The organism is Nocardioides sp. NPDC127503 (assembly GCF_040302165.1).
GTDB lineage: Bacteria > Actinomycetota > Actinomycetes > Propionibacteriales > Nocardioidaceae > Nocardioides.
This window is the reverse complement of record NZ_JBEORH010000004.1, coordinates 424,944-449,320: the sequence shown is the minus strand read 5'-3', so window position 1 is coordinate 449,320 and position 24,377 is coordinate 424,944. Positions and strand designations below refer to the sequence as shown.

The 24,377-nt window shown below is 69.9% G+C and carries 28 protein-coding genes; 17 read left to right on the top strand and 11 right to left on the bottom strand.

Annotation, left to right across the window (positions count from 1 at the left end):
* Positions 1-2: 2 nt before the first annotated feature.
* Positions 3-608 carry a TetR/AcrR family transcriptional regulator gene (locus tag ABTW65_RS12080; RefSeq protein ID WP_350660330.1) on the bottom strand — a complete coding sequence of 202 codons (606 nt, stop codon included), beginning with the start codon at positions 606-608 and terminating at the stop codon, positions 3-5.
* Between the two features lie 97 nt (positions 609-705).
* On the opposite strand from ABTW65_RS12080, the gene ABTW65_RS12075 reads away from it, so the two are divergent.
* The gene (locus tag ABTW65_RS12075) at positions 706-1,929 is read left to right on the top strand and encodes an alanine racemase (RefSeq protein WP_350660329.1); all 1,224 of its coding nucleotides are present in this window, start codon (positions 706-708) and stop codon (positions 1,927-1,929) included.
* 4 nt (positions 1,930-1,933) lie between these two features.
* On the opposite strand, the gene ABTW65_RS12070 is transcribed toward ABTW65_RS12075, so the two are convergent.
* The 3 genes from ABTW65_RS12070 to ABTW65_RS12060 all read right to left on the bottom strand — a co-directional run bounded on the left by ABTW65_RS12070 (position 1,934) and on the right by ABTW65_RS12060 (position 4,767).
* Positions 1,934-2,824: an endonuclease/exonuclease/phosphatase family protein gene (locus ABTW65_RS12070; RefSeq protein ID WP_350660328.1), complete on the bottom strand. Its 891-nt coding sequence runs from the start codon at positions 2,822-2,824 to the stop codon at positions 1,934-1,936.
* Between the two features lie 85 nt (positions 2,825-2,909).
* A complete protein-coding gene (locus tag ABTW65_RS12065) occupies positions 2,910-3,995 on the bottom strand; it encodes a serine hydrolase domain-containing protein (RefSeq protein WP_350660327.1) in 1,086 nt (361 codons plus the stop codon).
* 16 nt (positions 3,996-4,011) lie between these two features.
* Positions 4,012-4,767, bottom strand: a complete 756-nt coding sequence (locus ABTW65_RS12060) for a hypothetical protein (RefSeq protein ID WP_350660326.1) — start codon at positions 4,765-4,767, stop codon at positions 4,012-4,014.
* 202 nt (positions 4,768-4,969) lie between these two features.
* On the opposite strand from ABTW65_RS12060, the gene ABTW65_RS12055 reads away from it, so the two are divergent.
* Entirely contained in the window at positions 4,970-5,152 is a 183-nt protein-coding gene (locus ABTW65_RS12055) for a hypothetical protein (RefSeq protein WP_350660325.1), read from the top strand.
* A gap of 89 nt (positions 5,153-5,241) precedes the next feature.
* On the opposite strand, the gene ABTW65_RS12050 is transcribed toward ABTW65_RS12055, so the two are convergent.
* The gene (locus ABTW65_RS12050; protein WP_350660324.1) at positions 5,242-5,694 is read right to left on the bottom strand and encodes a carboxymuconolactone decarboxylase family protein; all 453 of its coding nucleotides are present in this window, start codon (positions 5,692-5,694) and stop codon (positions 5,242-5,244) included.
* 139 nt (positions 5,695-5,833) lie between these two features.
* Between ABTW65_RS12050 and sigJ the strand changes: the two genes are divergently transcribed.
* A complete protein-coding gene (gene sigJ, locus ABTW65_RS12045; RefSeq protein WP_350660323.1) occupies positions 5,834-6,712 on the top strand; it encodes an RNA polymerase sigma factor SigJ in 879 nt (292 codons plus the stop codon).
* A 12-nt stretch (positions 6,713-6,724) separates the two neighbouring features.
* Here the strand turns inward: sigJ and ABTW65_RS12040 are convergent, their stop codons facing one another.
* Positions 6,725-7,384 (bottom strand): maleylpyruvate isomerase family mycothiol-dependent enzyme, encoded by a 660-nt coding sequence (locus tag ABTW65_RS12040; RefSeq protein ID WP_350660322.1) that lies wholly within the window; start codon positions 7,382-7,384, stop codon positions 6,725-6,727.
* 183 nt (positions 7,385-7,567) lie between these two features.
* Between ABTW65_RS12040 and ABTW65_RS12035 the strand changes: the two genes are divergently transcribed.
* Both ABTW65_RS12035 and ABTW65_RS12030 read left to right on the top strand, forming a co-directional pair.
* Positions 7,568-8,341 (top strand): IclR family transcriptional regulator, encoded by a 774-nt coding sequence (locus ABTW65_RS12035; protein WP_350660321.1) that lies wholly within the window; start codon positions 7,568-7,570, stop codon positions 8,339-8,341.
* 52 nt (positions 8,342-8,393) lie between these two features.
* On the top strand, positions 8,394-9,209 hold the full coding sequence (locus ABTW65_RS12030; protein WP_350660320.1) for a hypothetical protein: 816 nt from the start codon (positions 8,394-8,396) through the stop codon (positions 9,207-9,209).
* A 20-nt stretch (positions 9,210-9,229) separates the two neighbouring features.
* Here ABTW65_RS12030 and ABTW65_RS12025 read toward each other — a convergent pair whose 3' ends face one another.
* Positions 9,230-10,138: a hypothetical protein gene (locus ABTW65_RS12025; RefSeq protein ID WP_350660319.1), complete on the bottom strand. Its 909-nt coding sequence runs from the start codon at positions 10,136-10,138 to the stop codon at positions 9,230-9,232.
* A gap of 384 nt (positions 10,139-10,522) precedes the next feature.
* On the opposite strand from ABTW65_RS12025, the gene ABTW65_RS12020 reads away from it, so the two are divergent.
* The 3 genes from ABTW65_RS12020 (at position 10,523) to ABTW65_RS12010 (ending at position 13,595) form a co-directional block, all read left to right on the top strand.
* Positions 10,523-11,395: a S1 family peptidase gene (locus ABTW65_RS12020; RefSeq protein ID WP_350660318.1), complete on the top strand. Its 873-nt coding sequence runs from the start codon at positions 10,523-10,525 to the stop codon at positions 11,393-11,395.
* Positions 11,396-11,651: 256 nt separating this feature from the next.
* Complete coding sequence (locus tag ABTW65_RS12015) at positions 11,652-12,524, top strand: S1 family peptidase (RefSeq protein WP_350660317.1); 873 nt, start codon at positions 11,652-11,654, stop codon at positions 12,522-12,524.
* A gap of 210 nt (positions 12,525-12,734) precedes the next feature.
* Positions 12,735-13,595, top strand: a complete 861-nt coding sequence (locus tag ABTW65_RS12010; protein ID WP_350660316.1) for a S1 family peptidase — start codon at positions 12,735-12,737, stop codon at positions 13,593-13,595.
* A 52-nt stretch (positions 13,596-13,647) separates the two neighbouring features.
* Here ABTW65_RS12010 and ABTW65_RS12005 read toward each other — a convergent pair whose 3' ends face one another.
* A complete protein-coding gene (locus ABTW65_RS12005; protein WP_350660315.1) occupies positions 13,648-14,847 on the bottom strand; it encodes a glycosyltransferase in 1,200 nt (399 codons plus the stop codon).
* Positions 14,848-15,198: 351 nt separating this feature from the next.
* On the opposite strand from ABTW65_RS12005, the gene ABTW65_RS12000 reads away from it, so the two are divergent.
* Positions 15,199-16,041: a hypothetical protein gene (locus tag ABTW65_RS12000; RefSeq protein WP_350660314.1), complete on the top strand. Its 843-nt coding sequence runs from the start codon at positions 15,199-15,201 to the stop codon at positions 16,039-16,041.
* Here ABTW65_RS12000 and ABTW65_RS11995 read toward each other — a convergent pair.
* Positions 16,025-16,945, bottom strand: coding sequence for a class I SAM-dependent methyltransferase (locus tag ABTW65_RS11995; protein WP_350660312.1), 921 nt, complete (start codon positions 16,943-16,945; stop codon positions 16,025-16,027). The genes ABTW65_RS12000 and ABTW65_RS11995 overlap by 17 nt on opposite strands.
* A 195-nt stretch (positions 16,946-17,140) precedes the next feature.
* On the opposite strand from ABTW65_RS11995, the gene ABTW65_RS11990 reads away from it, so the two are divergent.
* Positions 17,141-17,872, top strand: a complete 732-nt coding sequence (locus ABTW65_RS11990) for a Fic family protein (protein ID WP_350660311.1) — start codon at positions 17,141-17,143, stop codon at positions 17,870-17,872.
* Between the two features lie 273 nt (positions 17,873-18,145).
* Here the strand turns inward: ABTW65_RS11990 and ABTW65_RS11985 are convergent, their stop codons facing one another.
* A complete protein-coding gene (locus ABTW65_RS11985) occupies positions 18,146-18,940 on the bottom strand; it encodes an HAD family hydrolase (RefSeq protein WP_350660310.1) in 795 nt (264 codons plus the stop codon).
* Positions 18,941-19,064: 124 nt separating this feature from the next.
* On the opposite strand from ABTW65_RS11985, the gene ssd reads away from it, so the two are divergent.
* The 7 genes from ssd (at position 19,065) to ABTW65_RS11950 (ending at position 24,023) form a co-directional block, all read left to right on the top strand.
* The gene (gene ssd, locus ABTW65_RS11980) at positions 19,065-20,120 is read left to right on the top strand and encodes a septum site-determining protein Ssd (protein ID WP_350660309.1); all 1,056 of its coding nucleotides are present in this window, start codon (positions 19,065-19,067) and stop codon (positions 20,118-20,120) included.
* On the top strand, positions 20,117-21,283 hold the full coding sequence (locus ABTW65_RS11975) for a TadA family conjugal transfer-associated ATPase (protein ID WP_350660308.1): 1,167 nt from the start codon (positions 20,117-20,119) through the stop codon (positions 21,281-21,283). Before ssd ends, ABTW65_RS11975 begins: the two co-directional genes overlap by 4 nt.
* Positions 21,280-22,053 carry a type II secretion system F family protein gene (locus ABTW65_RS11970; protein WP_350660307.1) on the top strand — a complete coding sequence of 258 codons (774 nt, stop codon included), beginning with the start codon at positions 21,280-21,282 and terminating at the stop codon, positions 22,051-22,053. Before ABTW65_RS11975 ends, ABTW65_RS11970 begins: the two co-directional genes overlap by 4 nt.
* Positions 22,050-22,766, top strand: coding sequence for a type II secretion system F family protein (locus ABTW65_RS11965; RefSeq protein ID WP_350660306.1), 717 nt, complete (start codon positions 22,050-22,052; stop codon positions 22,764-22,766). The genes ABTW65_RS11970 and ABTW65_RS11965 overlap by 4 nt, the downstream gene beginning before the upstream one ends.
* A 302-nt stretch (positions 22,767-23,068) precedes the next feature.
* On the top strand, positions 23,069-23,245 hold the full coding sequence (locus ABTW65_RS11960; protein ID WP_141801821.1) for a DUF4244 domain-containing protein: 177 nt from the start codon (positions 23,069-23,071) through the stop codon (positions 23,243-23,245).
* A 2-nt stretch (positions 23,246-23,247) separates the two neighbouring features.
* Positions 23,248-23,655, top strand: coding sequence for a TadE family type IV pilus minor pilin (locus ABTW65_RS11955; RefSeq protein WP_350660305.1), 408 nt, complete (start codon positions 23,248-23,250; stop codon positions 23,653-23,655).
* The gene (locus ABTW65_RS11950) at positions 23,652-24,023 is read left to right on the top strand and encodes an Rv3654c family TadE-like protein (RefSeq protein WP_350660304.1); all 372 of its coding nucleotides are present in this window, start codon (positions 23,652-23,654) and stop codon (positions 24,021-24,023) included. Before ABTW65_RS11955 ends, ABTW65_RS11950 begins: the two co-directional genes overlap by 4 nt.
* On the opposite strand, the gene ABTW65_RS11945 is transcribed toward ABTW65_RS11950, so the two are convergent.
* On the bottom strand, positions 24,020-24,367 hold the full coding sequence (locus ABTW65_RS11945; protein WP_350660303.1) for a hypothetical protein: 348 nt from the start codon (positions 24,365-24,367) through the stop codon (positions 24,020-24,022). The two genes, ABTW65_RS11950 and ABTW65_RS11945, sit on opposite strands and share 4 nt — an antisense overlap.
* Between the last annotated feature and the right edge of the window lie 10 nt (positions 24,368-24,377).

The following is a 24,377-nucleotide window of genomic DNA, read 5'->3' as shown; positions in this document are numbered from 1 at the left end:
GGTCACTCGCCCAGCAGCTGGAACCAGCTCTCGGTGAGCAGCTCGCACATGCGGTCGTGCTCGACGCCCCAGAACCCGTCCGTCCAGCGCTGGAACAGATAGTCGAGCTGGCCGACCGCGAGTGCGCCGCGCAGCCGCCGGCTGTCGGCGTCGAACCGGTCCGCCTTGTCCAGACCAACGCTGACGTCCTCGATCGTCTCGTCCGTCCAGGAGTCGACGATGCGGGTGAGGTCGGGATCGACGGCCTGGGCGGCCCGGGCGATCGTGACGATCGGACGCACCCCCGGCCACCCGGCTACGGCCCGCCGGATCCAGGCACCGAGCTGCTCGCGGGTGCCGACCGCCACCGCGTCGGCGAGGCCGCCGCGCGAACTCCCCTGTGGGGAGCGGAGCTGGACCAGCTCGTCCTCGAGGCGCTCGGCGATCAAGGCCTTGATGACCTCGGACTTCGAGGGGAAGTAGGCATAGAACGTCACCCGGGTGGTGCCTGCCGCCGAGGCGATCTCGTCGATCGTCGTGGCCGCGTAGCCGCTCGCGACGAACCGGTCCATTGCTGCGTCCAGCAGGAGCTGGCGAGTCATCGCCCTCTGAGCCGCACGGTTGGCCATGGCGTCACGATAAGCGACGCCGGTACCTCCCTGGGGATTTCCAAGTTTTCTCGAAACCCGATGCCCCGAAGATGGGCCCTCGGTAGGTTCTGTCCCGATGGACGATCATGTGACCTGGGCGGACAAGGGCTTCTGGGAGCCGGGAGAAGCCGTCGATCTCACCACGTACGCTGCCTCCGGCCGCAACCTCTTCGACGGCTCGTTCACCTGGCCGGTGATGGTGCTCAAGAAGAGCGCGCTGGAGCACAACATCGCGACCCTCGCGGGCTTCGCGGAGGAGCACGGCCTGCTGCTCGCGCCGCACGGCAAGACCACGATGGCGCCGTCGCTCTACCAGAGACAGCTGGACGCCGGCGCCTGGGCGATCACGGTCGCCTCACCCAGCCAGGCCCTGGTCGCGCGCCATGCCGGCGTACGCCGGGTCCTGGTCGCCAACGAGATCCTCGATCACAGTGCGCTGAGCTGGGTGGCCTCCGAGCGCGCGGCCGACCCGGAGTTCCTTCACCTGCACTGGGTCGACTCGGCGGAGGGCGTCGAGGTAGCGGCCGAGGCGTCGGCCCTGGTCGGCGTCGAGGACCGGCCGCTGGCCGTGCTGATCGACCTGGGCTTTCCGGGCGGGCGCACCGGCTGTCGCTCCGTCCAGGAGGCCGTCGAGCTCGCGCGGGTGGTCGACTCCACGCCTGGCGTACTCCTGGCAGGGGTCGCCGGCTACGAGGGCGGGCTGCGGACGGCGGAGGAGGTCGGCGACTACTTCGACCGCCTCAAGGAGCTCGCCTCGAGGCTGTACACCTTGGGCCTGATCGCCGCCGACGCCATCGTCTCCGCAGGTGGCAGCGCCTTCTTCGACGTGCTCGCCGAGCGCTGGTCCGCCGGCTGGCCGGACGGGATGACGCCTCGCAAGGTGCTGCGCAGCGGGACGTACGTCACCCACGACCACGGGCTCTACGCCGGGAGGACGCCCTACAACCGCATCGAGGGCACCCTGGACCCGGCCATCGAGGTGTGGGCGCAGGTCGTCTCGGCGCCTGAGGAGGGGCTGGTCATCGTCGGCATGGGCAGGCGGGACGCGCCCTATGACAGCGGACTGCCCGTCCCGCTCGCGGTGCGGCGCAACGGCTTCGGCGGCGCGGAGCCGCTCGAGGGCACCGTCGAGAAGCTGGCCGACCAGCACGCCTTCCTGCGCACCGACGCCGGGCTGCGGCCGGGCGACCTGGTCAGCTTCGGGATCTCGCACCCGTGCACGGCGTTCGACAAGTGGCGGCTGATCCCGGTCGTCGACCTCGACTACACCGTGACCGAGCTGGTCCAGACGTACTTCTGAGGACTCAGGCGATGTCGGAGAGTCGTACCCTGACCTGGTAGAACGCGCCGTGGTCGGTGGCCCGGCGGGCCGACGGGCCGGAGTAGACCTGGTAGCGGTCGGGCCGCAGCGACGGGCTGAGGAAGGCCTGGTCGATCGGCGCCCGGCGGGCGGTGGCGCACTTCTCGTGCGTCGCGAGCGGACTCACCAGACCGGTGCCGGGTGAGGTCAGGTCGCACAGGATGTCGTTGCGCTGGTTGAAGTCACCGGCGACGACCATCGGCACCTCGGCGCGGGCGACCGCCTCCTTGACGATCCGAGCGTTGATGTTGCGCCACTGCTTCTGCCTGGGGGCGGACGGCAGGCTCGCCGGGAAGTGCACGGGCAGGACCCCTACGCGCTGGCCGGAGGAACGCTCCTCCAGCACGACCACAGGCGTGCTGACTTGGGCGCCGTGGCGGTAGTACATGGTGACCGTGTCCTTGCTGACCAGCCGGAACACCGAGCGTCGGTAGAAGACCGCGTCGTCGGTGGCGTCGGGCGTGGAGACGAGTGCGTACTCCCGCCCGAACGACTCGAAGGCCTCCCGCTGCGGCGCCTCCACCTCGGCGAGGACGCCGAAGTCGATGAGCGTACGCCGCAGGTGACCCACCACGATCCGCATCCGCGGCACGCCGTCGAGCCGTCCGGCGGCAGCGCCTCCGGGCGCGGTGTGGTGGTCGGCCCAGGCGTTGAGCCAGGCGAAGCGCTGGAAGCCGGGCTGCACCGGTGCGGCCTGGGCGACCTTGACGGTCGGGCCGGCCGAGGCGGTCGTCGGGACCAGGAAGCTCAGGGCGGCGCCGAGGACGCCGCACAACGCGATCGTGGGAACGACGGCGCGCAGGAGCTTGCCCGAGACGAGCTGCTTGGGGGACACGCCTACCGACGGTATGAGTCCGCCATGTGCGCTGAACCAAACGCTTTCGAATACTCAGAAACCTCGGGTGAACTCCGGCGACGGGTCAGGCCGGCGGCCCGATCTCGGCGGTCACGAGGTCCGCGAGGCGCTGGGCGGTGCTGAAGTCGGGAGTGAGGCGGTTCTTGGTGACCGCGAACGAGATCCCGGTGGCCGGGTCGGCGTAGGCATAGCTGCCTCCTCCGCCGGGCCAGCCGAGCGCGGTCGGATCCTCGCCGGCCGTGGCGCCGATGCGGCCCAACGGAAACCCCAGAGCCAGCCGGGCCGGGTTGCCGAAGACCTGGTCGGTGCCCTCGAAGGCGACCGCCGACAGCTCCTCGATCTGGTCCGGGGCGATCAGCCGGCCGTCCAGCATCGCGGCGTACGCGGTCGTGATCCCACGCGCGGTGAAGGTGCCCACCGACGGGACGTCGGCCTGGAGGAGCTGCGGGTCGTTGCCCATCGATGCCCGGGGTCGCCCCTCCCAGGGAGCCAGGATGCCTTCCGGCTCCGGTATTTCGGGTGCCGGCGGCTCGGCGTCCTCGAGCCTGGCGAGCAGGGTGAGCTCGCTCGGCGGGACGCCGAAGTAGAGCTCACCGGTGACCCCGAGGGGTGTGGCGACCCAGTCGTTCAGCAGCTGTCCCATCGGCATCCCGGTGACCCGGCGCGCGATCTCGCCGACCAGGAAGCCGAAGGTGTACGAGTGGTAGCCGGTCCGGGTGCCCGGTCGCCACAGCGGTTCCGCGCCGGCGATCGCCGTGCAGACCCGGGACCAGTCGGCCAGGTCGCCGGGGCCGAGTCCGCCCGGCATCGCGGGCACGCCGACGGTGTGGGTCAGCACGTGCCCCAGCGTCGCCGACTCCTTGCCGCGCACCCCGAACTCCGGCCATACGTCCGCGACCGGGGTGTCATAGCCGACCAGGCCGTTGCCGACCAGGAGGTGGGCGATCAACGCGGTCATCCCCTTGCCGGTGGAGAAGCTGAAGAACAGCGTCTCCGGGCCGATCGGCCGGCCGGTCCCGCTGTCGGCGAGACCGGCGACGGCGTCCACGACCCGGTGGCCGCGGTGGTCGACGGCGACCTGCAGCCCGGTCTCGGTCCCGCTGGCGACGAGCTCGTCCAGGACGTACTGGATCCGGTGCTGGAGGGTCATCGCCGCCTCGTTCGGCCTACAGGTCCATGAAGATCAGGGCACCCGCGATGTCGGCGGTGCCGTAGTGGAGGTAGTCGTCGACCGTCGTCTCCGGTACGCCCTTCTGTGCGGTCACGAAGCCCACGACGACCGCCTTGGAGGAGTCCTTGGCGACCCACTTCCCGATCACATCGTCCGCGATGAGGCTGCCGGTGGGCAGGTCGAAGTCGGTCTCCTTGACCGACTCCGCGGCCGCCGTCGCTTCCGCCTCGCTGTCGAAGACGTAGATCACCCGGAGCATCCGCAGCTTGCCGCCCTCGGCGTCGTGGATCCCCATCGCGGCATAGCCGCAGCCCTTCTTCTCCAGGGCCGCCGACGCAATCGGCCCGCAGTCCGGATAGTCCTGAGCGGCCACGTACGTCGCGTTCATGCTCACGTCGCCGAGCTTGAACTTCCAGTCACCCTCGAACAGGTCCGCGGCCAGCCCGCCGGGAGCAGGGGAGGCCGACGTGCTCGGCGTGGCGGTCACCGTCAGCGGCCCCGGCTTCGCCGTCGGGTCCTCCTCGCCGCGGAGAACGACGATGGCCGCAGTGATGATCACGCCGATGATCAGGATCCCGGCGATCGCCCCGAGCCCGATGACGATGGGCCACGGGTTGTGCGGCTTCTCCGGCGGCGGTGGCCCTTCCGAGCCGAACGAATTTTCGTTCGCCGGCCAGCCAGGCTGGAGGTTCGGCGCAGGAGGCATCGCGCCGTACCCGTCCGGCGGCGGTGGTGGTGTCGGCGTAGTCATCGGACCCCCTGGCCGAGTAAAGATTCACGTAGGAGAAACGTTCCCACGCGGTTCCACGATTCTCTCCTACGCCCCCATCCCCGCTGCTACTTTCTGCGATGCGCCAACGGGTGGGCGCGATCTCGGCCCATCACGCTCCGCACAAAGGATCCCCATGCGTCCTCGATCGACCACGTCCGCCGTCTTCTATGTGAGCCAGTAGATGGAGACCAAGTGGAAGTTCCTCATCGCGGCCGGCGCGGTCCTGGCGATCTGGGTGATCCTCGAGCTGCTCGGTTTCATGGCCGACGTGATCTTCCGGTCATTCCTGCACAGCTATCCGGTGGCGCTGGCGATCGTCGCGCTGGCGGTCGGCTACCTGCTCGGCCGCGACAGCAATCGGTAGCGGCCGGAAGTAGTCCGGGACGTTTCCGCCCCTCTACCCGCAGGTAATAGGCAGAAACGTCCCGGACTACCTCGTTCACGCCCTCCCGATCACGGGGCGACCGGGTAGTGGCTGGAGATCGCGATCCGGTTCCAGGCGTTGATGGAGATCGCGACCCAGGTGAGGGCGGCGATCTGCTTGGCGTCGAGGATGCTCTCGACATCGACCTTCGGGGTGGCAGCGGTGTGCAGGTCGCCGATGCGGGTGATCTGCTCGGCGATGGTGAGCGCGGCCTGCTCCTCGGGGGTGAAGTACTGCGACTCCCACCACGCGGCGACGAGGGCGAGACGGTCGGTGGTCTCGCCGTTCTTGATGGCGTCCTGGGTGTGCATCCGCAGGCAGAAGGCGCAGCCGTTGATCTGGGAGGCGCGGAGCTTGACCAGGTCGACAGTGAGCCGGTCGAGGCCGGCGACGGTGATGGCCTCCTCGACAGCTTCCTCGACGGCCATCTGAGCCTTGTACGCAGCGGGGAACAGCTTGGTCACGTTGACGTTGGCGAGCATCTGGGTCCTTCGGGTCGGGCCCGCCACAGCGCGGGCACTCGTCAGGTTGACGAGGCGGCGGATGCGAATGTGAGGTCGCCACCTCACAATCGCGATGTCTGGCTCGTCACACTGGGTGAACCCCGGAGGAGATGCCACGATGCCTGACATGGACGACCTGGGCGAGGTGATGGTCGAGCGCCGCCGTCTGATCGCGCTCGCCTACCGTCTGCTCGGCACGGTCGAGGAGGCCGAGGACGCGGTCCAGGAGACCTACCTGCGGTGGTACCGCCTCTCCGACGATGAGCGGGCGGCGATCGACAACCCCTCCGGCTGGCTGAGCCGCGTGACCAGCCGGGTCTGCCTCGACGTACTCAAGTCGGCGCGCAGCCGCCGGGAGAGGTACGTCGGCCCCTGGCTGCCCGAGCCCGTCCGCCCGGGCTTCCTCGCCGCCCCCGAGGATCCGGCCGACCGGGCGACCCTGGACGACACGGTGAGCACCGCGCTGCTCGTCGTGCTTGACGCGATGACCCCGGCCGAGCGGGTCGCATTCGTGCTCCACGACATCTTCGCCGTCCCGTTCGGCGACATCGCCGGGGTGGTCGGCCGCTCACCGGCCGCGGTGCGGCAGCTCGCCGCCTCGGCCCGACGCCGGGTCGCCGAGCAGCGCGACGACGTCGCCCCGCTGCCGGAGCACGACGACGTCGTCCGCGCGTTCGTCTCGGCCACCGCCGGCGGCGATCTCGGCCGACTGGTGACGCTGCTGGACCCGTCGGTCACGCTCCGCTCCGACGGCGGCCGGGTCAGCGCGGCCCGCAACCCGATCGCCGGGCCGGAGAAGGTGGCGCGGTTCCTGCTGGGCGTACTCACGAAGCGGCCGGACTGGGCGATCCGGACGGAGGCCACCGCCGACGGCCTCGGTTTCACGTTCGTCGAGGACGGCGCTCACCGCGGGGTCGCCAACCTGCGGGTCGCAGGCGGCCGGGTCACCGACGTCTGGATCGTCCTGAACCCGGACAAGCTCGCCCGCTGGAGCTGATCCCAGGAACGGTCACAGCCACGGCCCGAGCGTCGGCGCGTCCATGAGGTCGTGCGGTCGCCCGGCGAGCCAGGCAGCCACCTCGGGAAGCGGGCCCTCGACACCGATCAGGTCGTCGTCGGAGAGGCCCCGCTTCGTACGGATCTCGTCGGCCAGCGCGAGCAGGAAGTCGTCGGGCAGGTCGGCGAAGGTGATCCCGACGCCGAGATCGACGGCGTGGATGAAGACCTCGCGGGCCCGCATCCACGGGACGTCGCTCGCCTTCCGGGTGACGAGCTGGGCGGTGATCACCCCGTGCTCCCACTGCTCGGGGGTCAGCCGGTCCATGGCCTCGTCGAGCTCTGCCGCGCCGCGGTGATACCAGGCGCGGAGCTCCTCGGCCGGTCGCGTCGCGGCCGCCTCGATGTCGGCGTTGCGCTGCTCCGTGGAGGCGTACATCCGCTTCTCCACGCCCGTCTCGGCCCAGGAGATCAGGTTGCCGAGGGCGTCGGCGTTGGCGGCGACGTGGCCGACCAGGTGCTTGCGGGTCCAGCCCGGCAGCTGCGAGTCACTGTCGAAGGCGGAGCTGTCGAGACCGTCGATGGCGCCGGTCAGCAGGGCGGTGCCCTCGGTGACCCAGCGTCGGGAGTCGTCGAACGTACGCGTCGGGGTGGTGCCGATCAGGACGGACATCGCGTTCAGCCTTTCACGATCGTGTTGGTGAGGGTGCCTGTCCGCTCGGCGGTCGATCTGGGTGCGGTCGGGACGCATCGCCTCGAAGACGTGGCCATTGTCACAGCGCCGCCCCAAGCTCGGTCAATCTCCTGCGGAGGCGAGCGATAGATGCTTGGTTTGGTGTGATCAGGAAGAGGTGGGATGGACAAGCCGCTCAAGACCCGGCCCCCGTATGCGATCACCAGCGTCGACCACGCACTCAAGCTGGCGGCGATCCTCCAGGTCGAAGGCCGCATGACCGTCTCGGAGGCAGCGGCTCGGCTCGACGTCGCTCGCTCCACCGCCCATCGGCTGCTCGCGATGCTGGTCTACCGCGACTTCGCGGTCCAGGACGAGGACAAGGTCTACCGCGCCGGCCCGGTGCTGGAGCTGGCCGCCCACTCCCGCTCGACCGCATCCCGGCTCCGCCAGGTCGCGCTGCCGCATCTGCAGCGCCTGGTCGACCTGCTCGGTGAGTCCGCCAACGTTGCCGTACGCACCGGCGACACCTGCCGGTTCATCGCCTCGGTCGAGTCGCCACAGTCGCTCAAGGTCGGCTCCCGCGAGGGCATGGTCTTCCCCGCCCACCGCACCACCGCCGGCCTCCTGCTCCTGGCCCAGATCTCCGACGACGAGCTCGCGTCGATCTACTCCCGGGAGAGGTACGCCGACCACGTGGCCGATCGCCCGGACATCGAGGCGCTGCGTACCGATCTCGAGCGCGTACGCCGCAACGGCTTCGCCTTCAACGACGGCCGCTCAGAGCGTGGCGTGGTCGCCATCGGCGTCCCCGTCCGTGGCGCCGGGGGCGACGTCGTCGCGGGGATGTCGATCTCCATGCCCAGCGTCCGCTACGACAAGGAATCGCTGCCGAGCGTCGTCGCCACCCTGATGTCCGGCGCAGCGGCTCTGGAGCGTGACCTGATCCACGGGTGATCTGCGTCAAGTTGGTGCCGGTAGCCTCGGGTCGCGAGTTAATCTGGGCCTAATGAGCAACACCCCGCCCTCCAGCGATTCCCGAGAAACGAAACCAACGCGCATCGACTGGATCGCAACCTCCGCAGGCGCCCTCGCTGCCGTCACCTCCGCCCTGCTGCTCTCCACGCTCGGTGCCGTCGGGACCCTCGTCGGCGCGGCGATGGGCAGCGTCGCGGCCACGGTCGGCACCAACCTCTACTCCCAGTGGCTCGCGAAGAGCCACCAGAAGGTGACCAGCGTCCAGGCCCTGGCCCGGTGGCGGGCGGCCGGTCTCGCCAGCGTACGGAGCGGCTCGGAGCCCGCGACAGAGCCGGCGTCGGACTCCGTGGCCGAGGCGGCGGAGATGGCCGAGGACGGCGACGCTGAGCCGATGCCGTCGTGGCAGGAGCGCCTCAAGACTCTGCCCTGGAAGCGGATCGCGCTGCTGTCGCTGGCGATGTTCGTGGTCGTGATCGCCGTGATCACCGTCTTCGAGCTGCTGGCCGGACGCAGCGTCAGCTCGATCACGCGCGGCGGGGATGGCGGTACGACGATCTCCCGGGTGACCGGCGGTGGCTCGGAGAAGGGTGACGAGCCGCGGGGCGAGGATCCGTCGCCGAGCAGCACCGCGTCTCCGGAGGAGTCCGCGAGCACGAGCACCGAGCCCTCGGAGTCGGCCGAGCCGTCGGAGTCGGCCGCGCCGGAGGAGCCGAGCGCCGAGCCGTCGACCTCGACCGGCTCGAGCGCCACGCCGTCGGCGCAGCCGAGCGAGAGCGGCAGCGCCTCGACCCAGCCTTCGCCCACGGTAGGAGCCTCACCCGAAGCAGGGGATCAGGCGACCCCCTGACCGGGTTCACCTGAGCGGGCTCACATCCGGAAGAGGATCTCCGCGCCGAGGTCGGTGTTGCCGTAGGAGGTGTACTCCTTGCCCTGGGCCACGGTGATGCCGTCGCTGGCCGTGACCATGGTGTAGACGACGTACTTGCCGTAGTCCTTCACCTTGAACCAGCCCTGGGTGTAGCTGGGCAGGGAGGCTTCCTTGGGCGGGATCACGTGCTCCGGCTCGATCTTCGTGGCGGCCTTGCCTGCGGCCTCGACGGTGCTGAAGTCGTAGATGAAGTGGGTCATCCGCAGGTTGCCCCGCTGAGCCTTGTAGGAGACCCGGACGGCGTAGTCGCAACCGAGGTCACGGATCGCCGGCTTGAGCGTCGCCTTGCAGCCGGAGTAGTCCTTGCCGCTCAGGTAGCGGGCCTTCAGCGTGACGTCGCCGTAGGTGAACTCCCAGGGGCGCGGGACGTCGGCCTTGGAGAGGTGTTCGGGGCCGATGGTCGAACGCGAGGTGGTGGCGCCGTCGCTCGGGTCGGCCGGGGAGCTGGTGCCGGGCCAGGCGGGCTTGCCGCTGGACTCGCCGCCGACGTCAGTGCTTCCGCCGCCCTGGCTCGCCGAATCGCTCGGTGTCCTGCCGGCCGAGGGCGAGTCGCTCGCCGTCGGCGATCCGGCGGTCGTGGCCGCATCGTCCCCACGGGTGAAGAGGGCGTAGACGACCACCCCGCACACGACCACGAGCCCGAGCGAGACGGCGATCGTCAGCACCTGGCGCAGCGGGCCGCCCTGGGCGGCGCGCTCCTTGCGGGCGTTGAAGGCCGGCCGGTTGCCGCCGATCTCCTCGGAGAGCCCGATCAGGCGCTCGTTGTAGTCGAAAGGGGCAGGCTGCTTCTGCGGCTCCTCGTCAGGCGCGCCCGAACCGGGGGAGCCTGGGGGCGGCGGATACGGCATGGGGTTTGTCTACCATCTATCAACGGTCGCCACGCCGAAGGTTTGGAAGACGGACGAAATACCGCCCGAATCCCCGCTCGTGCAGCGAGATGAACACGGATACCCACCGTACGCGGCCCGCGAGCCGGGCACCTACAACTTGGCAATGCTTACCCAATCCTCTTCTTCGGGCGAGGTGCCGAAAACCCTGCGGAATCGCGTGTTGCTGCATTGCAAGAATCCGAAGAACGAGTCTTTGCAATGCAGATTCTTGGGGAATCGAATGTGGTGCGGGAAAACGGAAAGAACACGAAACTCAGTTACCCGCCCCCGGTAAGCCGCGAAACCCGTGGATTCGGGGGCGGAAGCCCGCAACACGTGGGCCTTTCCCCCAGGAGGAGACGTATGAGGTTCCAACGCACCACCTTCCGTCCCCGCACGATCGCCGCGCTTGCCGCGGGTGTGGGTCTCGCGGCCTCCGCCGCCGTCGCCGTCCCGGCTGCCGCCGCGGACGCCGAGTTCAGCAAGGCCGAGGTCGCGTCGGTCAAGTCGGCTGTCGCCGAGTCCGCTCCGGTCGGCTCGTCGTGGTACACCGACCCGGCCACCAACAAGGTCGTCGTCACCGTCGACGAGACGGTGTCAGCGTCCGAGATCGCCCAGGTCAAGGAGGCTGCCGCCGAGAAGACGAGCCAGGGCGACGAGGCCGTGACGGTCAAGCACACCAAGGGTGAGTTCAGCCCGCTCATCGGCCCCGGCGACGCCATCTACGGCGGCGGCTCCCGCTGCTCGCTCGGCTTCAACGTCAAGGTCGGCGGCGCCGACTACTTCCTGACCGCAGGCCACTGCACCAACAGCGTCTCGACCTGGTACGCCAACTCGTCGAACACGACGCTGCTCGGCTCGACCGCCGGCTCGAGCTTCCCGGGCAACGACTACGGCATCGTCCGCTACAACTCGACCATCTCGAAGTCCGGTGGCTTCACCGCGGGCACCGCTCGCGTCGGCCAGAGCGTCACCCGTGACGGTTCGACCACCGGTGTCCACACCGGCACCGTGACGGCGGTCAACGCCAGCGTCCGCTACGCCGAGGGAACCGTCAGCGGCCTGATCCAGACCAACGTGTGCGCCGAGCCCGGTGACTCCGGCGGCGCGCTCTACTCCGGTTCGACCGCGCTGGGTCTGACCTCCGGCGGCAGCGGCAACTGCTCCACCGGCGGAACGACCTTCTTTCAGCCGGTGACCGAGGCGCTCAGCGTGTACGGCGCCACGATCTACTGATCAAGCGCTGCTGACCAAGCCCGGACTGATCAAGCACAGCTGATCAATCACAGGTACGCCGCGGGGTGAGGTGGTTTGGGCCACTTTGCCCCGCGGCGTACGAATTTTGATCGAACTGCGAAAGTTTTTTGTCGACGACTGGCCGATGAGGTGTCTACAACGACATACTCACAGTGACGTGTTCGGGCACATCGCGGTGGTCGTGCACGTGGCGCGCGCTACCGAAGCGGGCGCCTGGTCGTCCCAGGAGGAACGCATGAGGCTCACCAGGTCACGCAGCCGGCTGCTCGCGGCAGCGGTCGGTCTAGGGCTGGCGGCTACCGCCGCGGCCACGCCGGCGGTCGCCGCGCCCCCCGAGGCGGGGGCCCGCGCAAAGGCGCTGGCCGCCGCCTACGCCGCCGTCGACTCCGCGGTCAACAGATCCGCGCTGTCCGGCATCGCCTGGTACACCGACGAGGCCACCGGCAAGGTGGTCGTGACCGCCGACTCCACCGTCCCCGCCTCCGCGCTGAGCAAGTTGACCCGGACCGTCGGCGCCGATGCCGACGCGATCACGATCAAGCGCGCCAAGGGCGAGTTCAAGCCGTTCATCGGCGCCGGCGACGCCATCTACGGCGAGGGCGTTCGGTGCTCGGTCGGCTTCAACGTACGCAGCGGTGGCACCCATTACTTCCTCACCGCCGGTCACTGCGCCGAAGAGGTGGGGACGTGGTACACCAACTCAGGTCGGACCACCCGGATCGGACCGACGGTGAAGTCGAGCTTCCCGGGCAACGACTACGCGCTGGTGCGTTACGCCAACACCTCGCTGACCCACCAGGGCGGCTACTCCGTCGGTGACGCGCGCGTCGGCCAGCGGGTGACCCGCGACGGCTCGTCCACCGGCGTGCACTCCGGCCGGGTCGAGGCGCTCGACGTCTCGGTCCGCTACCGCGGGTCCGGCACCGTACGCGGCATGATCCAGACCGACATCTGCGCCGAGTCGGGTGACTCCGGCGGCCCGCTCTACGCCGGCTCGACGGCCCTCGGAATCACCTCGGGCGGCTCCGGTGACTGCGACTCGGGCGGCACGACCTTCTTCCAGCCGGTCCGCGAAGCCGTCAACGCCTACGACGTCAACATCTACTGATACGCGGCTCGAACAGGGCGAAGTGGTTCAGACCACTTCGCCCTATTTGGTAACCATTTCCGCCTGGCGGTGAAATTTTCTTCCTCCGCATAGCCGACCGATCGACCCGCCGACATACTCCCGAGAAGGCGTGCTCGGGCACATCGCGGTGGTCGGGCTCTCCTGGCGCCTGCAACCACGCGGGTGCCTGGTCGTTCGTAGGAGGAACACATGAGGTTCACCACGTCCCGCACCCGTCTGGCCGCAGTCTTCGCCGGTCTTGGCCTGGCAGCCACAGCTGCCACCACGCCGGCTGTCGCCGCACCAGACCACAAGGAGTTCAGTCCGAAGGCGCTGGCAGCGGTCAACTCCGCCGTCGACAAGTCAGCCGTGTCCGGCATCGCCTGGTACACCGACGCCGCCACCGGCAAGGTCGTCGTCACCGCCGACTCCACAGTCTCGAAGGCAGAGCTCGCCAAGGTCACCAAGGCCGCCGGTGCCGACGCCGACGCGCTCACGATCAACCGCACCGCCGGCAAGTTCACCACGCTGCTCGGCGCCGGCGACGCGATCTACGGCTCCGGCTACCGCTGCTCGCTGGGGTTCAACGTGCAGAGCGGCAGCAGCTACTACTTCATCACCGCCGGTCACTGCGGTGACGAGGTTCCGACCTGGTACGCCAACTCGGCCCAGTCCACCCTGATCGGGCCGACGGTCTCCTCGAGCTTCCCGGGCAACGACTACGCCCTGGTCCGCTACGACAACCCCTCGCTCTCGCACCCCGGCGGCTTCTCGGTCGCCGATGCGTACGTCGGTGAGAGGGTCACCCGCGACGGCTCCACCACCGGAGTCCACACCGGCACCGTCCAGGCGCTCAACGTCACCGTCCGCTATCAGGGCTCCGGCCGGGTCAGCGGTCTGATCCAGACCAATGTGTGCGCCGAGCCGGGCGACTCCGGCGGCGCGCTCTACGACGGCACCAAGGCCCTCGGCATCACCTCGGGTGGTTCCGGCAACTGCAGGACGGGCGGAACGACCTTCTTCCAGCCTGTTCGTGAGGCCGTCAACGCCTACGGCGTGAGCATCTACTGAGCCGCCCGATCGCTGGTCGAGCCCCGCTGATGGGGCTCGACCAGCGATCGTCTCAGACTGCGACCGGGATGAGTGCCGAGTCGGCGGAGTCCTTGATGAGCCGGGCGTACGCATCGAAGAGCCGCTGCTCGGAGAGGCGCTGCCGGTTGCGGAAGATCCGCTCGAAGTGCTCCTCGCGCTGGGCGAAGGCGGCCTTCCAGGACTCGGCCATCTCGGCCGGGTCGAAGCTCGAGACCAGACGGAGGTCACCGACCATGGCCGGAGCGTCCCCGACCGGCGTGGTCACCGGGACTGCGCCACAGGCCATCCCCTCGAGCAGGCACAGCGGGGCGGCCTCGCCGAAGGCCGAGGTGAGCGTGATCAGGTCGGCGGCGTTGTAGAGCGGCGCCATCTGGCTCTGGATCCCGAGGGCGTGCAGGTTGGTCTCCAGCGCCGGCCACGAGCCGAGCTCCTCGGTGATGAGCTGGGCGAAGGCCGGGTTGTCCGCGGTCATCCCGGCGCCGCACATGACGAGGTGGGCGTCGGGGTGCTCTCGGACGAACCGGCGCGCGGCCCGGACGAAGAGCGGGATGTTCTTCATCTCGTCGAAGCGCGCCGCGATCATCACCACGGGTGCGTCGCCGTCCACCCCGAGCTCGGCCCGCTTGCCGGCCCTCAGTTCGGCATCGGTGCGGAACTTGTAGAGATCGACCCCGTTGGGGAGGACCGGCAGCCGCTCCAGCGGGATCCCGGTCGCCTCGTGGTAGGCCCGCTGGGTCGACTCCGCGCAGCACACTGCCGCGGTCAGCAGCCCGGCGCGGTCGAGGTCGATGAGCTCCTGCACCCCGGCACCCTGGTGCTCCGGGTCGGAGCGGTGCAGGCAGGTGATCAGCGGAGTTCCCGACGTGCCGACCCTGCCCAGCACCGTGAGCGGCTGCTCCTTGAGGGAGAGCACCACGTCGGCCTTCGCCACCGACTGCGCCACGCGCTTGAGCTGGCTGGTGGTGATCGGGCCCGAAGGCGTACGTCTCAATGCCCGCACCGGCACGCCGGCCGAGGTCAGGCGGCGGTAGGAGTTGTCGGAGGAGATCCGCTGCGCGGTGAACTCGCGCTGTACGCGGTCGCTGAGGCTCAGCACGCTGTGTCGCTGAGGCGTGGTGGCGTCGAGCGCGCGGACGACTGCGGTGTGCAGGATCCGGGCGCCACCGGCGAAGAAACCTTCGTACAGGGAGAGGACGGAAGGGCCGTCCTCGAGGTATGTCACGTTGGACATGTCGACCTCACTTTTTCCGCAGGAGGCATCGCCCGAGCGGTGATGGTGGTGGGGCTACGGCAGAGATATGCGGCTTCGTCCGGACGCTAACGCGTCCGCGGGCGCATCCCAAGACATCGTCGTCTCGGGGCGAAGGATTTCACTTGATCGTCATCTTCACGCGCGCATCGTAGGGAGCGACGGAGGATTTATCGAAACCGGCGAGGATCCGGCTTCGATTTACGTTATCTGATGTGGTGTTCGTCACGCTATGCGTTCCTCGACATTGTTCGGTGAACGATTGGCGCGGGTCTCGGACGCGCTGCCGAATAGGGCCCCGAGGGTGGCCGGATCCCGCTACGTTCGGGAAGTATGACGACCGAGGTGACGACGTACCGCTATGTCCGTTTCGCTCTGTGCTGTCTGCTCGCGGGGCTGGCGATCTCGGTGGGCGCCGAGACGATCACGAGCGGGGAGTGGCAGACCTCCATCTCGTCCTACTACTACACGCCTGCGGGCCCGGTCTTCACCGCGGTGCTGTGCTCGCTGGGTGTGTGCCTGGTGGTGCTGCGCGGCTATACCGACGCGGAGGACACCGCGCTCAACCTCGCCGGGCTCTCGGCCCCGATGGTCGGCTTCGTGCCGACCCCGGAGATCGGGCAGGAGATCGACAAGGCCGCCATCGTCAACAACGCCTGGAGCTATCTGGCGGTGATGGCGATCGGCTGGGTGGTCGTGCTGATCTTCGGGCTCCGCAAGCGCGCCGCCGCCGGCGCCTGGCCCTCGCGCTGGGGTGCCATCGGCCTGGTCTCCGTCGCGGCGGCGTGGGTCGTCGGCGTGGGCTGGCTGCTGATCGACCAGGAGACCTTTGCGACCAAGGCGCACGGGCTCGCGGCCCTGTTCACCTTCACGCCGTTTGCACTGGCGGTCGTGCTCAACACCGACTGGGGCGTGCGGAAGGTCGCGCAGGAGGCCGACAAGGCGCGTACGCGGCTGGACAAGACCTACTGGGCGCTGGTCGTGGCGATGGTGGCGCTGCTGGTGGCCGGCATCGTGCTGGGCCTGACCGGCTGGACGTACTGGCTGCTGGCGACCGAGGTCTCGCTGCTGGCCTGCTTCGCGATCTTCTGGATCATCCAGAGCTTCGACCTGATGGACCCGGAGCGCGACGCGCTCACGACGCGCCCGCGAGACCCGCTCACCGGAAGTCGATGAGCAGGTCGTCGTCGCCGTTCTCAGGGTCGGTGATGACGCGGGGGAGGCGTACGGCGGTGTCGGTGCGCTTGGCCAGCGGTACCTGCGGCTCCTCTTCCATCTCGACGACCTCGTGCGCGCCGGTGGTCGAGCCTGTCGAGACCATCTGCGCGTGCGGGAGCACCTGCGTACGCCAGGCACGGCAGTTGTAGGGCAGCTGCATGCCGTCCATGCCGCGGCCATAGTCGTCGTAGAAGGCCAGCACCTCGCGCCGCTTCTGGTCCTGGGCCTCCTGCCGGAGGGTCGCGATGTTGGAGCGCGACTGGGCCAGGTCCTGGATCGAGTGGCGGTCGACGACCTGCCAGTGCCGGAACGTCTGGGCCTCCACGGCGGAGAAGAACCCGGAGTCGTCGAGGATCGGGGTCGGGTCGAAGCCGCCCTCATCTGTCAGCCCAGTCTGCTTGCCGATCAGCTTGCCGAGCTTGCGCACCCACGGGATCCGCTCGTCACGCTCGTTCTGGACCACGGCGAGTCGTCCGTCCGTACGCAGCACCCGCCCGATCTCGGCCAGCGCCTTGGCGTGGTCGAACCAGTGGAATGCCTGGCCCACGACGACCACGTCGTAGAGGCTGTCGCCGGTCGGGATCTGCTCGGCGGTGCCGCTGGTGGCGCGTACGTCCGGGAGCTTCCCGGAGAGGATGTCGAGCATCGCGTCGTCCGGGTCGGTCGCGAAGACGTCGTGGCCGAGGCCGACGAGCACCTCGGTCAGCTTGCCGGTGCCGGCTCCGAGCTCGAGGACCGAGCACGGCTCCTCGCCGACCAGCCACTTCACCGCATCCACCGGATAGGACGGGCGCCCGCGGTCATAGCTGTCCGCCACGCCTCCGAAGGAGCGCGCGGGGTCGGGGTTGGCTGGGTCCGTCATCTCGGTCAGGGTAACGCGCGCAATGGCCATATCCGCCGAGCCCCGCCTGCTGCGCGCCACGATACGGGCGCGCTGGCGGCGTTGACGCCGCTCAACAGACGCCCGGTATGCCCTCGCGGCGTCGCCTTGCCATCACACCCGTCTCGTGACGCTCGCGACGTCGCTGCTCGGCGGATAAGGCCATAAGGTTGACGCGTGAAGGACGATCCGCTTGCCCGGTTGGTGTCGCTCGAAGGTGTGGCCTCGGGGTTCGCCGCAGCTCGTGACGGTATCGACGTGATGCTGCGTGACCGGGGACTGCGGCGTACGTCTCCGGAGACCACCGCCGAGTCGCTGCTGCGCGGTGCACACGCCTCTGCCGTGCTGGAGGGATCCGGCTCTACGTTGGGTGAGGTGCGGGACTCCGGCGGGGACGCGATCGCGCAGGACGCGGTACGGCTCTCGACCGAGCTCCTCTCGCTGGTGCCGGTGGTGAAGCACGCGCCGCTGCAGGCGTTCGCGCGGCTGCACGCGCTGGCGGCCGCGGGGTCGCTGGAGGCGGAGGAGCTGGGCCGTCCGCGGTCGGCCGACTCGGCCGAGCGGTTGCGGCGTCTCTCCGATCTGCTGCTCGCGCCGACGTCCGCGCCGGCGTTGGTCGTGGCGGCGTTCGTACACGCCGATCTGGCGACCGCTGCTCCGTTCGCATCCCACAACGGTCTGGTCGCGCGTGCCGCAGAGCGGCTCATCCTGGTCGCGCGCGGCGTGGACGAGAAGTCGTTGGTCGTGCCTGAGGCCGGCCACCTGGCGCTGCGGGCCGCCTACGAGTCGAACCTGCGCGGCTTCCGCGAGGGGGGCCAGGCGGGAGCGCACTCGTGGCTGCTCTACGCGGCCGAGGCGTTCGCTGCGGGGGCCGAGGCCTCGCCGCTGCGTCTGGACGCGGCCGAGTAGACGAGGGCAAAAGCAGGTGGCACCCGGTGGGTTGTGAGCACCGGGTGCCACCGCTGACACGAGCGTTTCTGGTTACCAAGCGTGCAAGGTCTGGTCACTGCGTCGGGATTTCTCCCCGGCTACAGCACCCCATGAGATGGGTGGATCGCCGCGTGGGTGCCTGTCGCTCGTGTTCGTCTTGTTACACCTCTGTTTCTACGCTGATCGGCGGCCAGATACAAGGCTGGAATTTCTGCAGGATGAGGAGGATCATGTCGCTTCTGCAGAATCGAGTCAGGCGCCGAGGCGACGGCGCTTCGTGCCCGCCCAGATGACGCCGCCGGCGATCGCCACGGCGCCCCCGACGGCCAGTGCAGCCAGGGTCGGCGTGGACGGGCTGAGCACGCGGCTGCGCAGTGCGACCGGTTTGTTGAAGACCAGGATGTCCCAGCCGCGTTCCTTGGCGGCCTTGCGGAGGTCCTTGTCGGGATTGACCGCGAACGCGTGACCGACCTCCTCCAGCATGGGGAGGTCGGTGACGGAGTCGGAGTAGGCGTACGACTGCTCGAGGTCGTAGCCGAAGCGCTCGGCCAGCTGCTGGACCGCGCGGGCCTTCTCCTCGCGGTAGGCGTAGAGCGCGATCTCGCCGGTGTAGCGGCCGTCCTCGATCTTCATCTGGGTGGCGACGACGTGGTCGGCGCCGAGCATCGCGCCGATCGGCTCGACCAGCTCGGTGCCGGAGGCGGAGACGATGATGACGTCGTGGCCCTGGGCGTGGTGCTGCTCGATGAGCTGCACGGCCTCCTCGTAGACGAGCGGGTCGACCACGTTGTGGAGGGTGTCGGCGACGATCTCCTTGACGGTCGCCACGTCCCATCCGGTGACCATCTCGGAGAGCGCCTTGCGCATCTTCTCCATCTGGTCGTGGTCGGCCCCGCCGACGACGTAGACGAACTGCGTGTAGGCCGAGCGGATCATGGCCGCACGGGTGATCAGGCCGCCGGCCTGAAAATGCTTGGAGAACGCAAGCGTGCTCGACCTCGCGATGATCGTCTTGTCGAGGTCGAAGAACGCAGCGATGCGTGTCATGGGCACATCGTAGACGGCTGTTGGGTGGGCCGATCGCCATCCACAGGGCGGGTTCGGGACCGGGTTATCCACAGGCTCCGGATTTGCGGGTGGAATTGTCGGCGTCGCGGCGGATCCTGCTGCCATGACCTCGGAACCTCTCGTCATCACCTCGGACTCGTTGCTCGCCGCTGAGGCGGCTCGTCTGGCCGCCGCCTCGGGCGTCACCGTCGAGGAGTGCACCGACGCCGTCGGCGCCCTGCGCCGATGGCAACGACCACCACTGATCCTCGTCGGCGCCGATCTCCTGGCAGAGGTTGCGTCGCTGCGCCCACCCCGAAGAGACGGGGTGTACGTCGTGGGCTGGGGCTCGACCGGCGAGCCTCTGCTCCGCGCCGCGCTGGAGGTTGGCGCCGAGACGTTGCTCGAGCTGCCGGCGGCCGAGACCGTGGTCGCCGGGCTGCTCGCCGACGTCAGCGACGGTGAGGGTGGCGACGGCATGGTCGTCGGAGTGCTGGCCGGATCGGGCGGTGCCGGTGCGACGACGTACGCCGCGGCCCTGGCCAGCTTGGGAGCCGACCGTGGGTCGACGCTGCTGATCGACGCCGACCGGCTCGGTCCCGGAGCCGGGCGGGTGCTCGGTCTCGATGAGATCCCCGGGGTGACCTGGGGCGATCTCGGGCAGACCGCCGGGCGGCTGGGTGCCCGGGCGCTGCGTGAGGCAGTGCCACACGTCGGGTCGCTGGGTCTGCTGGGCTGGCCTGGTGGCGATGTGGTGCCACCGAAGCCGGAGGTGGTGCGCGAGGTGCTCGCCGCCGCCCGTCGCGGCCATGACCTGGTCGTGGTCGACCTGCCACGCGAGTCGGACGCCGGAGCCGAGGCGCTGCTGACCGGATGCGACGTCGTCCTCGTCGTCGTTCGCGCGAACGTCACTGGCACGGCGTCTGCGGCCCGGCTGATCTCTCGCCTTCCCGAGCGGGATCGGGTGCGGATCGTCGTACGCGGCCGCGCGGCCGAACCGGAGGCCGTCGGGCGTGCGCTCGGGCTCCCGGTGATCGCGTCGATGTCCGACCAGCGCGGGCTCTCGGAGGCCATCGACCTGGGCCTGGGGCCGATCCGGTCGAAGCGGGCGCCGCTGGCTCGTGCTGCTGCCGAGGTGCTGATGCGCTGCCGGGTCCGCCCGGGGGTGATGGCCGCATGATCGGCGCGGTCGACATCGCGCCCCAGGTCGTCGACCTCGTCCGCGACCACCTGGCGCGTACGCCGGGAGAGCTCACCCCGCACCGGGTTCAGGAGGCGCTCCGTGCGGAGGGGCGGATCGTCGGTGATGCGACCGTGCTGGCGGTCTTCGAGATGCTGCGCCGCGACGTGGTCGGCGCGGGGCCGTTGGAGCCGCTGCTGCGGTTGCCGGGGGTGACCGACGTCCTGGTCAACGGGCCCGATCAGGTCTTCATCGACCGCGGAGCCGGCCTGGAGCCCGCTCCGGTCGCGTTTCCTGACGACGATGCGGTTCGGCGACTGGCGCAGCGGCTGGCGGCCGGAGCCGGCCGCCGCCTGGACGATGCCTCGCCCTACGTCGACCTGAGGCTGGGCGACGGCAGCCGGTTTCATGCGGTGCTCGCGCCGCTGGCGCGACCGGGCACGGTGATCTCGTTGCGGGTGCCTTCGGCGCGGGCGTTCACCCTCTCCGAGCTGGAGTCTTCGGGGATGGTCGTTCCCGCGGTGGCCGATCTTCTGCGACGGCTGGTGCTGGCGCGGTCGGCGTTCCTCGTCTCGGGAGGCACCGGCACCGGGAAGACGACTCTCCTGGCGTCTCTCTTGTCGCTGGTGCCACCGGAGGAGCGGCTGGTGCTGGTCGAGGATGCCTCCGAGCTGCGTCCGGACCATCCGCATGTGGTCGGCCTCGAGGCGCGCCCGGCCAACATCGAGGCCGCCGGCGCCGTCGAGCTCCACACGCTGGTCCGCCAGGCGCTCAGGATGCGGCCGGACCGGCTGGTCGTGGGGGAGGTGCGTGGCGCCGAGGTCGTCGACCTCCTCGCCGCGCTGAACACCGGCCACGAGGGTGGCTGCGGCACGCTGCACGCCAACTCCGCCGCCGATGTCCCGGCGCGGGTGGAGGCCCTGGCGCTCGCCGCCGGCCTCGGCAGGGAGGCGGCGCACAGCCAGTTCGCCTCCGGTGTCGACGTGGTCGTGCACCTGCGGCGACGTGATGGCCGCCGAGTGCTGACCGAGATCGCGGTCCCTCTGCGTGGTGCCGATGGGCTGGTCCGGATGGAGACCGTCTTCTCGGTGGCCGCCGATGGCGGCGTGATCGCCGGACCGGCTGCGGATCAGCTCGAGGCGCTGCTGGGAGCCGAGCGGTGAGCGGGCTGAGCCTCGGGCTGGTCGCCTGCCTGGCGGGTGCCGCCGCCGCGCTGATGCTCCGCCCGCGAGCCGCGGTCGGATCACGGTCGACTGCGTGGCGGGTGCCGCGGTGGTCGTTCCTCCTCGTCGCCCTGATCCCCATCGTCTTCCCGGGCAAGGCGGTCGTTGCGGCTGTCTTGCTCGGGATCGCCACCTTCGGTGGTGTCGCCCTGTGGCGGCGCCGCTGCGAACGGATCGAGGCGGGGCGTACGGCCAACCGCGTCGTCGAGGCCTGCGAGCAGATGGCGGCCGAGCTGGCAGCCGGGCACCCGCCCGGTCCGGCGCTGACGCAGCTCGCCACGGAGTGGCCGGTGATCGAGCCGGTCGCCGAGGCGCAGCGGATGGGTTCCGACGTCCCTGCCGCTTGGCGGAAGGTCGCCGAGGTGCCCGGAGCGGGATCGCTCCGCGTGGTCGCCGCTGCCTGGCAGATCGCCCATCAGACCGGGAGCGGTCTGGCGGACGCGCTCGACCGGGTGGCGCTCGACCTGCGGGCAGCGGCCGCTACTCAGCGGGTGGTCGACGGCGAGCTCGGATCGGCCCGCTCCACCGCGCGCCTGATCGCAGGCCTGCCGGTGGCTGCCCTGGCGATGGGCAGCGGCGTCGGTGGCGACCCGCTGGCGTTCCTCTTCGGCTCGCCGGTGGGCCTGGCCTGCCTCGGTCTCGGACTGCTGCTCGGCTGGCTCGGGCTGTGGTGGATCGAGGGCATCGCGCGCGGGGTCGAGGCAACATGAGCATCTGGCTCGCTGCGGTCGCGCTCGGGCTGGCGGCGGCGTTGCTGCCGGCGCCGGCGTCACCGCTTCCCGACAGGGTCGCAGTTGTTGCGGATCGGGGTGATCCCGGCGGCTGGATGATGCGTTGGCGCCCGTTGCTGGCGCTGCTCGCCGCCGGCGCGGTCTACTCCTTCGTCGGCGGCACGGCGGGCGCCGTTCTGGCCGCTCCGGCGGGTGTCGTCTGCTGGCTGGTCATCGGCCGGGTCGAGCCCGCCGAGATCCGCCGTGAGCGGGAGGCTGCGAAGGCCGAGCTGCCTGCCTTGGTCCGCCTGCTCTCCGCCGCACTCTCATCCGGTGCGGCGCCTGCCGAGGCGCTGGTGGCGGTTGCGGCAGCACTGCCCGGGCCGGCAGCCGCCCGACTCCTACCAGCGGCTTCGCGGCTCCGCCTGGGAGCCGATCCGGAGAAGACGTGGCGCACGCTGGTGGACGATCCCGCGCTGGCGCCATTGGGCCGGGCCCTGGCCCGAGCTCAGGCGACCGGCGCCCCGGTCGCCACCACGGTCGAGCGCCTTGCCGACGACCTGACCAGAAATGCCCGCGCCGAGGTCGAGGACCGCGCCCGCGCCGTGGGAGTCAAGGCCGCCGTCCCGCTCGGCATCTGCCTCCTCCCCGCCTTCCTGCTGCTCGGCGTTGTCCCCGTTGTCGGCGGCCTCCTCTCCAACCTCGGCATCTGACGCACCTGCCGAGGCGGCCCCCACCTGCCGAAGCGTCACCCCGGTCGGCCGAGGCGTCGCCTCCGTCGGCTGAGACGTCACCCGCGTCGGCCGAGTTGGCATTCGACTGCCAACTCGGCCGACGTACGTGACGTCTCGGCGGCGTTGTTTCCGCTGATCAGCGGGCCGTTTGTCATCCACAGGGCCGGTTCGGGATCGGGTTGTCCACAGCCGGCGACATGACGGTCGCGAAGGTCGGCGGAGCGGGTCATTGTCGTCCTTGAACGGCCGTACGGACGGCCATCGACCAGTGAGGACCAACCATGGCCAAGGCACATCTTCGGAAGAACGAGAAGGGGATCACGACGGCTGAGTACGCCGTCGGCACGGCGGCAGGTGCAGGGCTCGCCGGCCTGCTCTACAAGCTGCTCACCGGTGGCTTCGGCAACGACCTGCTCAACAGGCTGTTCCAGCACGTCCTCAGTCTGCTCGGGATCTGACCATGGTCCGTGGGCAGCGGGGCGAGCGGAACGAGCGGGGCGCGGCCACCGCGGAGCTGGTGATGGTCATCCCGCTCCTGGTGGCCGTGACCATCGGGCTGGTGTGGTTGCTGTCGGTGGGAGCAGCACAGATCCAGGTGGTCGACGCGGCCCGGGAGACTGCCCGGGCTGTCGCGCGAGGGGACGACAGCGGCGCCGCTGCCGCCCGCGGACGTCGGGTCGGGCCTGCGGGCACGCAGGTGAGTGTCAGCGCCGGTGCCGAGGAGGTCGTCGCCTCCGCCCAAGCCCGGGTGACCGGGCCGGGCGGGATCTTCAGCTGGATGCCGGGAGTGACCGTACGCGGCGAGGCAGTCGCCGCTACCGAAGCGACCCTTCGACAGGCTCAGGACACCGCGCAGGGGGAGCAGTGAGCACGGTCCGGCCGAGCAAGGACGAGCGCGGGTCGGCAGCCCCGTTCGCTGTCGGCGCCATCGGGCTGCTGCTCTTCCTCGGTGCTGCGCTGGGTGTGGTGGGCGCGGTCTTCGTCGCCCACCGCACCGCACAGTCCGCAGCCGACCTGGCCGCGTTGGCGGGGGCCAACGCGCTCCAGGTCTCCGAGGACGCGTGTGCGGCAGCGACGACGATCACCGACCGCAACGGCGCCACCTTGGAGTCGTGCGAGATCGCCGGGGAGGACGTCACCGTCACCGTGCGGGTCGAGGGACCGCGCTGGCTCGGTCAGCCGGGGGATCCGGCCGCCGAGGCGAGGGCCGGCCCGACGGACTTACGATCGGACTAGGCGTCCTCGGACTTGGGCTCGGGCGCGATCTTGGGCTCGGCCTTGGTGTCGGCCTCGGTGTCGGACTTGGTCTCGGCGTCCTGCAGCGTCTTGGCCATGTCCCGCATCTGGCGCTTCTGCTTCATGTACTTCACCTGGTGCTTGCCGCCCCACTTGGTGAGCGAGAACCCGAAGAGGAGAAGGACGCCGGCGACGAGGCCGATCACGAAGATCGTGGTCGAACCGACCGGGAGACCGAGCAGGGTGGCGGTCGGATCGTCGAGATCACCGTTGCCGGTGGTGAAGAGACCCAGAACGATGAGAACTGCGGCAACGACGATCAGCACAAGACCCAAGATCAGCATTTCCCCAGCG

Bases quoted from the DNA above. Each gene is read 5' to 3' on its own strand.
- sigJ (WP_350660323.1), top strand. From the start codon at position 5,834: ATGCCTGACATGGACGACCTGGGCGAGGTGATGGTCGAGCGCCGCCGT.
- ABTW65_RS12060 (WP_350660326.1), bottom strand. From the start codon at position 4,767: ATGACTACGCCGACACCACCACCGCCGCCGGACGGGTACGGCGCGATG.
- ABTW65_RS11985 (WP_350660310.1), bottom strand. From the start codon at position 18,940: ATGACACGCATCGCTGCGTTCTTCGACCTCGACAAGACGATCATCGCG.
- ABTW65_RS11955 (WP_350660305.1), top strand. From the start codon at position 23,248: ATGGTCCGTGGGCAGCGGGGCGAGCGGAACGAGCGGGGCGCGGCCACC.
- ABTW65_RS11960 (WP_141801821.1), top strand. From the start codon at position 23,069: ATGGCCAAGGCACATCTTCGGAAGAACGAGAAGGGGATCACGACGGCT.
- ABTW65_RS12040 (WP_350660322.1), bottom strand. From the start codon at position 7,384: ATGTCCGTCCTGATCGGCACCACCCCGACGCGTACGTTCGACGACTCC.
- ABTW65_RS11995 (WP_350660312.1), bottom strand. From the start codon at position 16,945: ATGACGGACCCAGCCAACCCCGACCCCGCGCGCTCCTTCGGAGGCGTG.
- ABTW65_RS12030 (WP_350660320.1), top strand. From the start codon at position 8,394: ATGAGCAACACCCCGCCCTCCAGCGATTCCCGAGAAACGAAACCAACG.
- ABTW65_RS12055 (WP_350660325.1), top strand. From the start codon at position 4,970: ATGGAGACCAAGTGGAAGTTCCTCATCGCGGCCGGCGCGGTCCTGGCG.
- ABTW65_RS11965 (WP_350660306.1), top strand. From the start codon at position 22,050: ATGAGCATCTGGCTCGCTGCGGTCGCGCTCGGGCTGGCGGCGGCGTTG.
- ABTW65_RS12025 (WP_350660319.1), bottom strand. From the start codon at position 10,138: ATGCCGTATCCGCCGCCCCCAGGCTCCCCCGGTTCGGGCGCGCCTGAC.
- ABTW65_RS12075 (WP_350660329.1), top strand. From the start codon at position 706: ATGGACGATCATGTGACCTGGGCGGACAAGGGCTTCTGGGAGCCGGGA.
- ABTW65_RS12020 (WP_350660318.1), top strand. From the start codon at position 10,523: ATGAGGTTCCAACGCACCACCTTCCGTCCCCGCACGATCGCCGCGCTT.
- ABTW65_RS12080 (WP_350660330.1), bottom strand. From the start codon at position 608: ATGGCCAACCGTGCGGCTCAGAGGGCGATGACTCGCCAGCTCCTGCTG.
- ABTW65_RS11975 (WP_350660308.1), top strand. From the start codon at position 20,117: ATGATCGGCGCGGTCGACATCGCGCCCCAGGTCGTCGACCTCGTCCGC.
- ABTW65_RS12005 (WP_350660315.1), bottom strand. From the start codon at position 14,847: ATGTCCAACGTGACATACCTCGAGGACGGCCCTTCCGTCCTCTCCCTG.
- ABTW65_RS12010 (WP_350660316.1), top strand. From the start codon at position 12,735: ATGAGGTTCACCACGTCCCGCACCCGTCTGGCCGCAGTCTTCGCCGGT.
- ABTW65_RS11945 (WP_350660303.1), bottom strand. From the start codon at position 24,367: ATGCTGATCTTGGGTCTTGTGCTGATCGTCGTTGCCGCAGTTCTCATC.
- ssd (WP_350660309.1), top strand. From the start codon at position 19,065: ATGACCTCGGAACCTCTCGTCATCACCTCGGACTCGTTGCTCGCCGCT.
- ABTW65_RS12000 (WP_350660314.1), top strand. From the start codon at position 15,199: ATGACGACCGAGGTGACGACGTACCGCTATGTCCGTTTCGCTCTGTGC.
- ABTW65_RS12050 (WP_350660324.1), bottom strand. From the start codon at position 5,694: ATGCTCGCCAACGTCAACGTGACCAAGCTGTTCCCCGCTGCGTACAAG.
- ABTW65_RS12065 (WP_350660327.1), bottom strand. From the start codon at position 3,995: ATGACCCTCCAGCACCGGATCCAGTACGTCCTGGACGAGCTCGTCGCC.
- ABTW65_RS12015 (WP_350660317.1), top strand. From the start codon at position 11,652: ATGAGGCTCACCAGGTCACGCAGCCGGCTGCTCGCGGCAGCGGTCGGT.
- ABTW65_RS12035 (WP_350660321.1), top strand. From the start codon at position 7,568: ATGGACAAGCCGCTCAAGACCCGGCCCCCGTATGCGATCACCAGCGTC.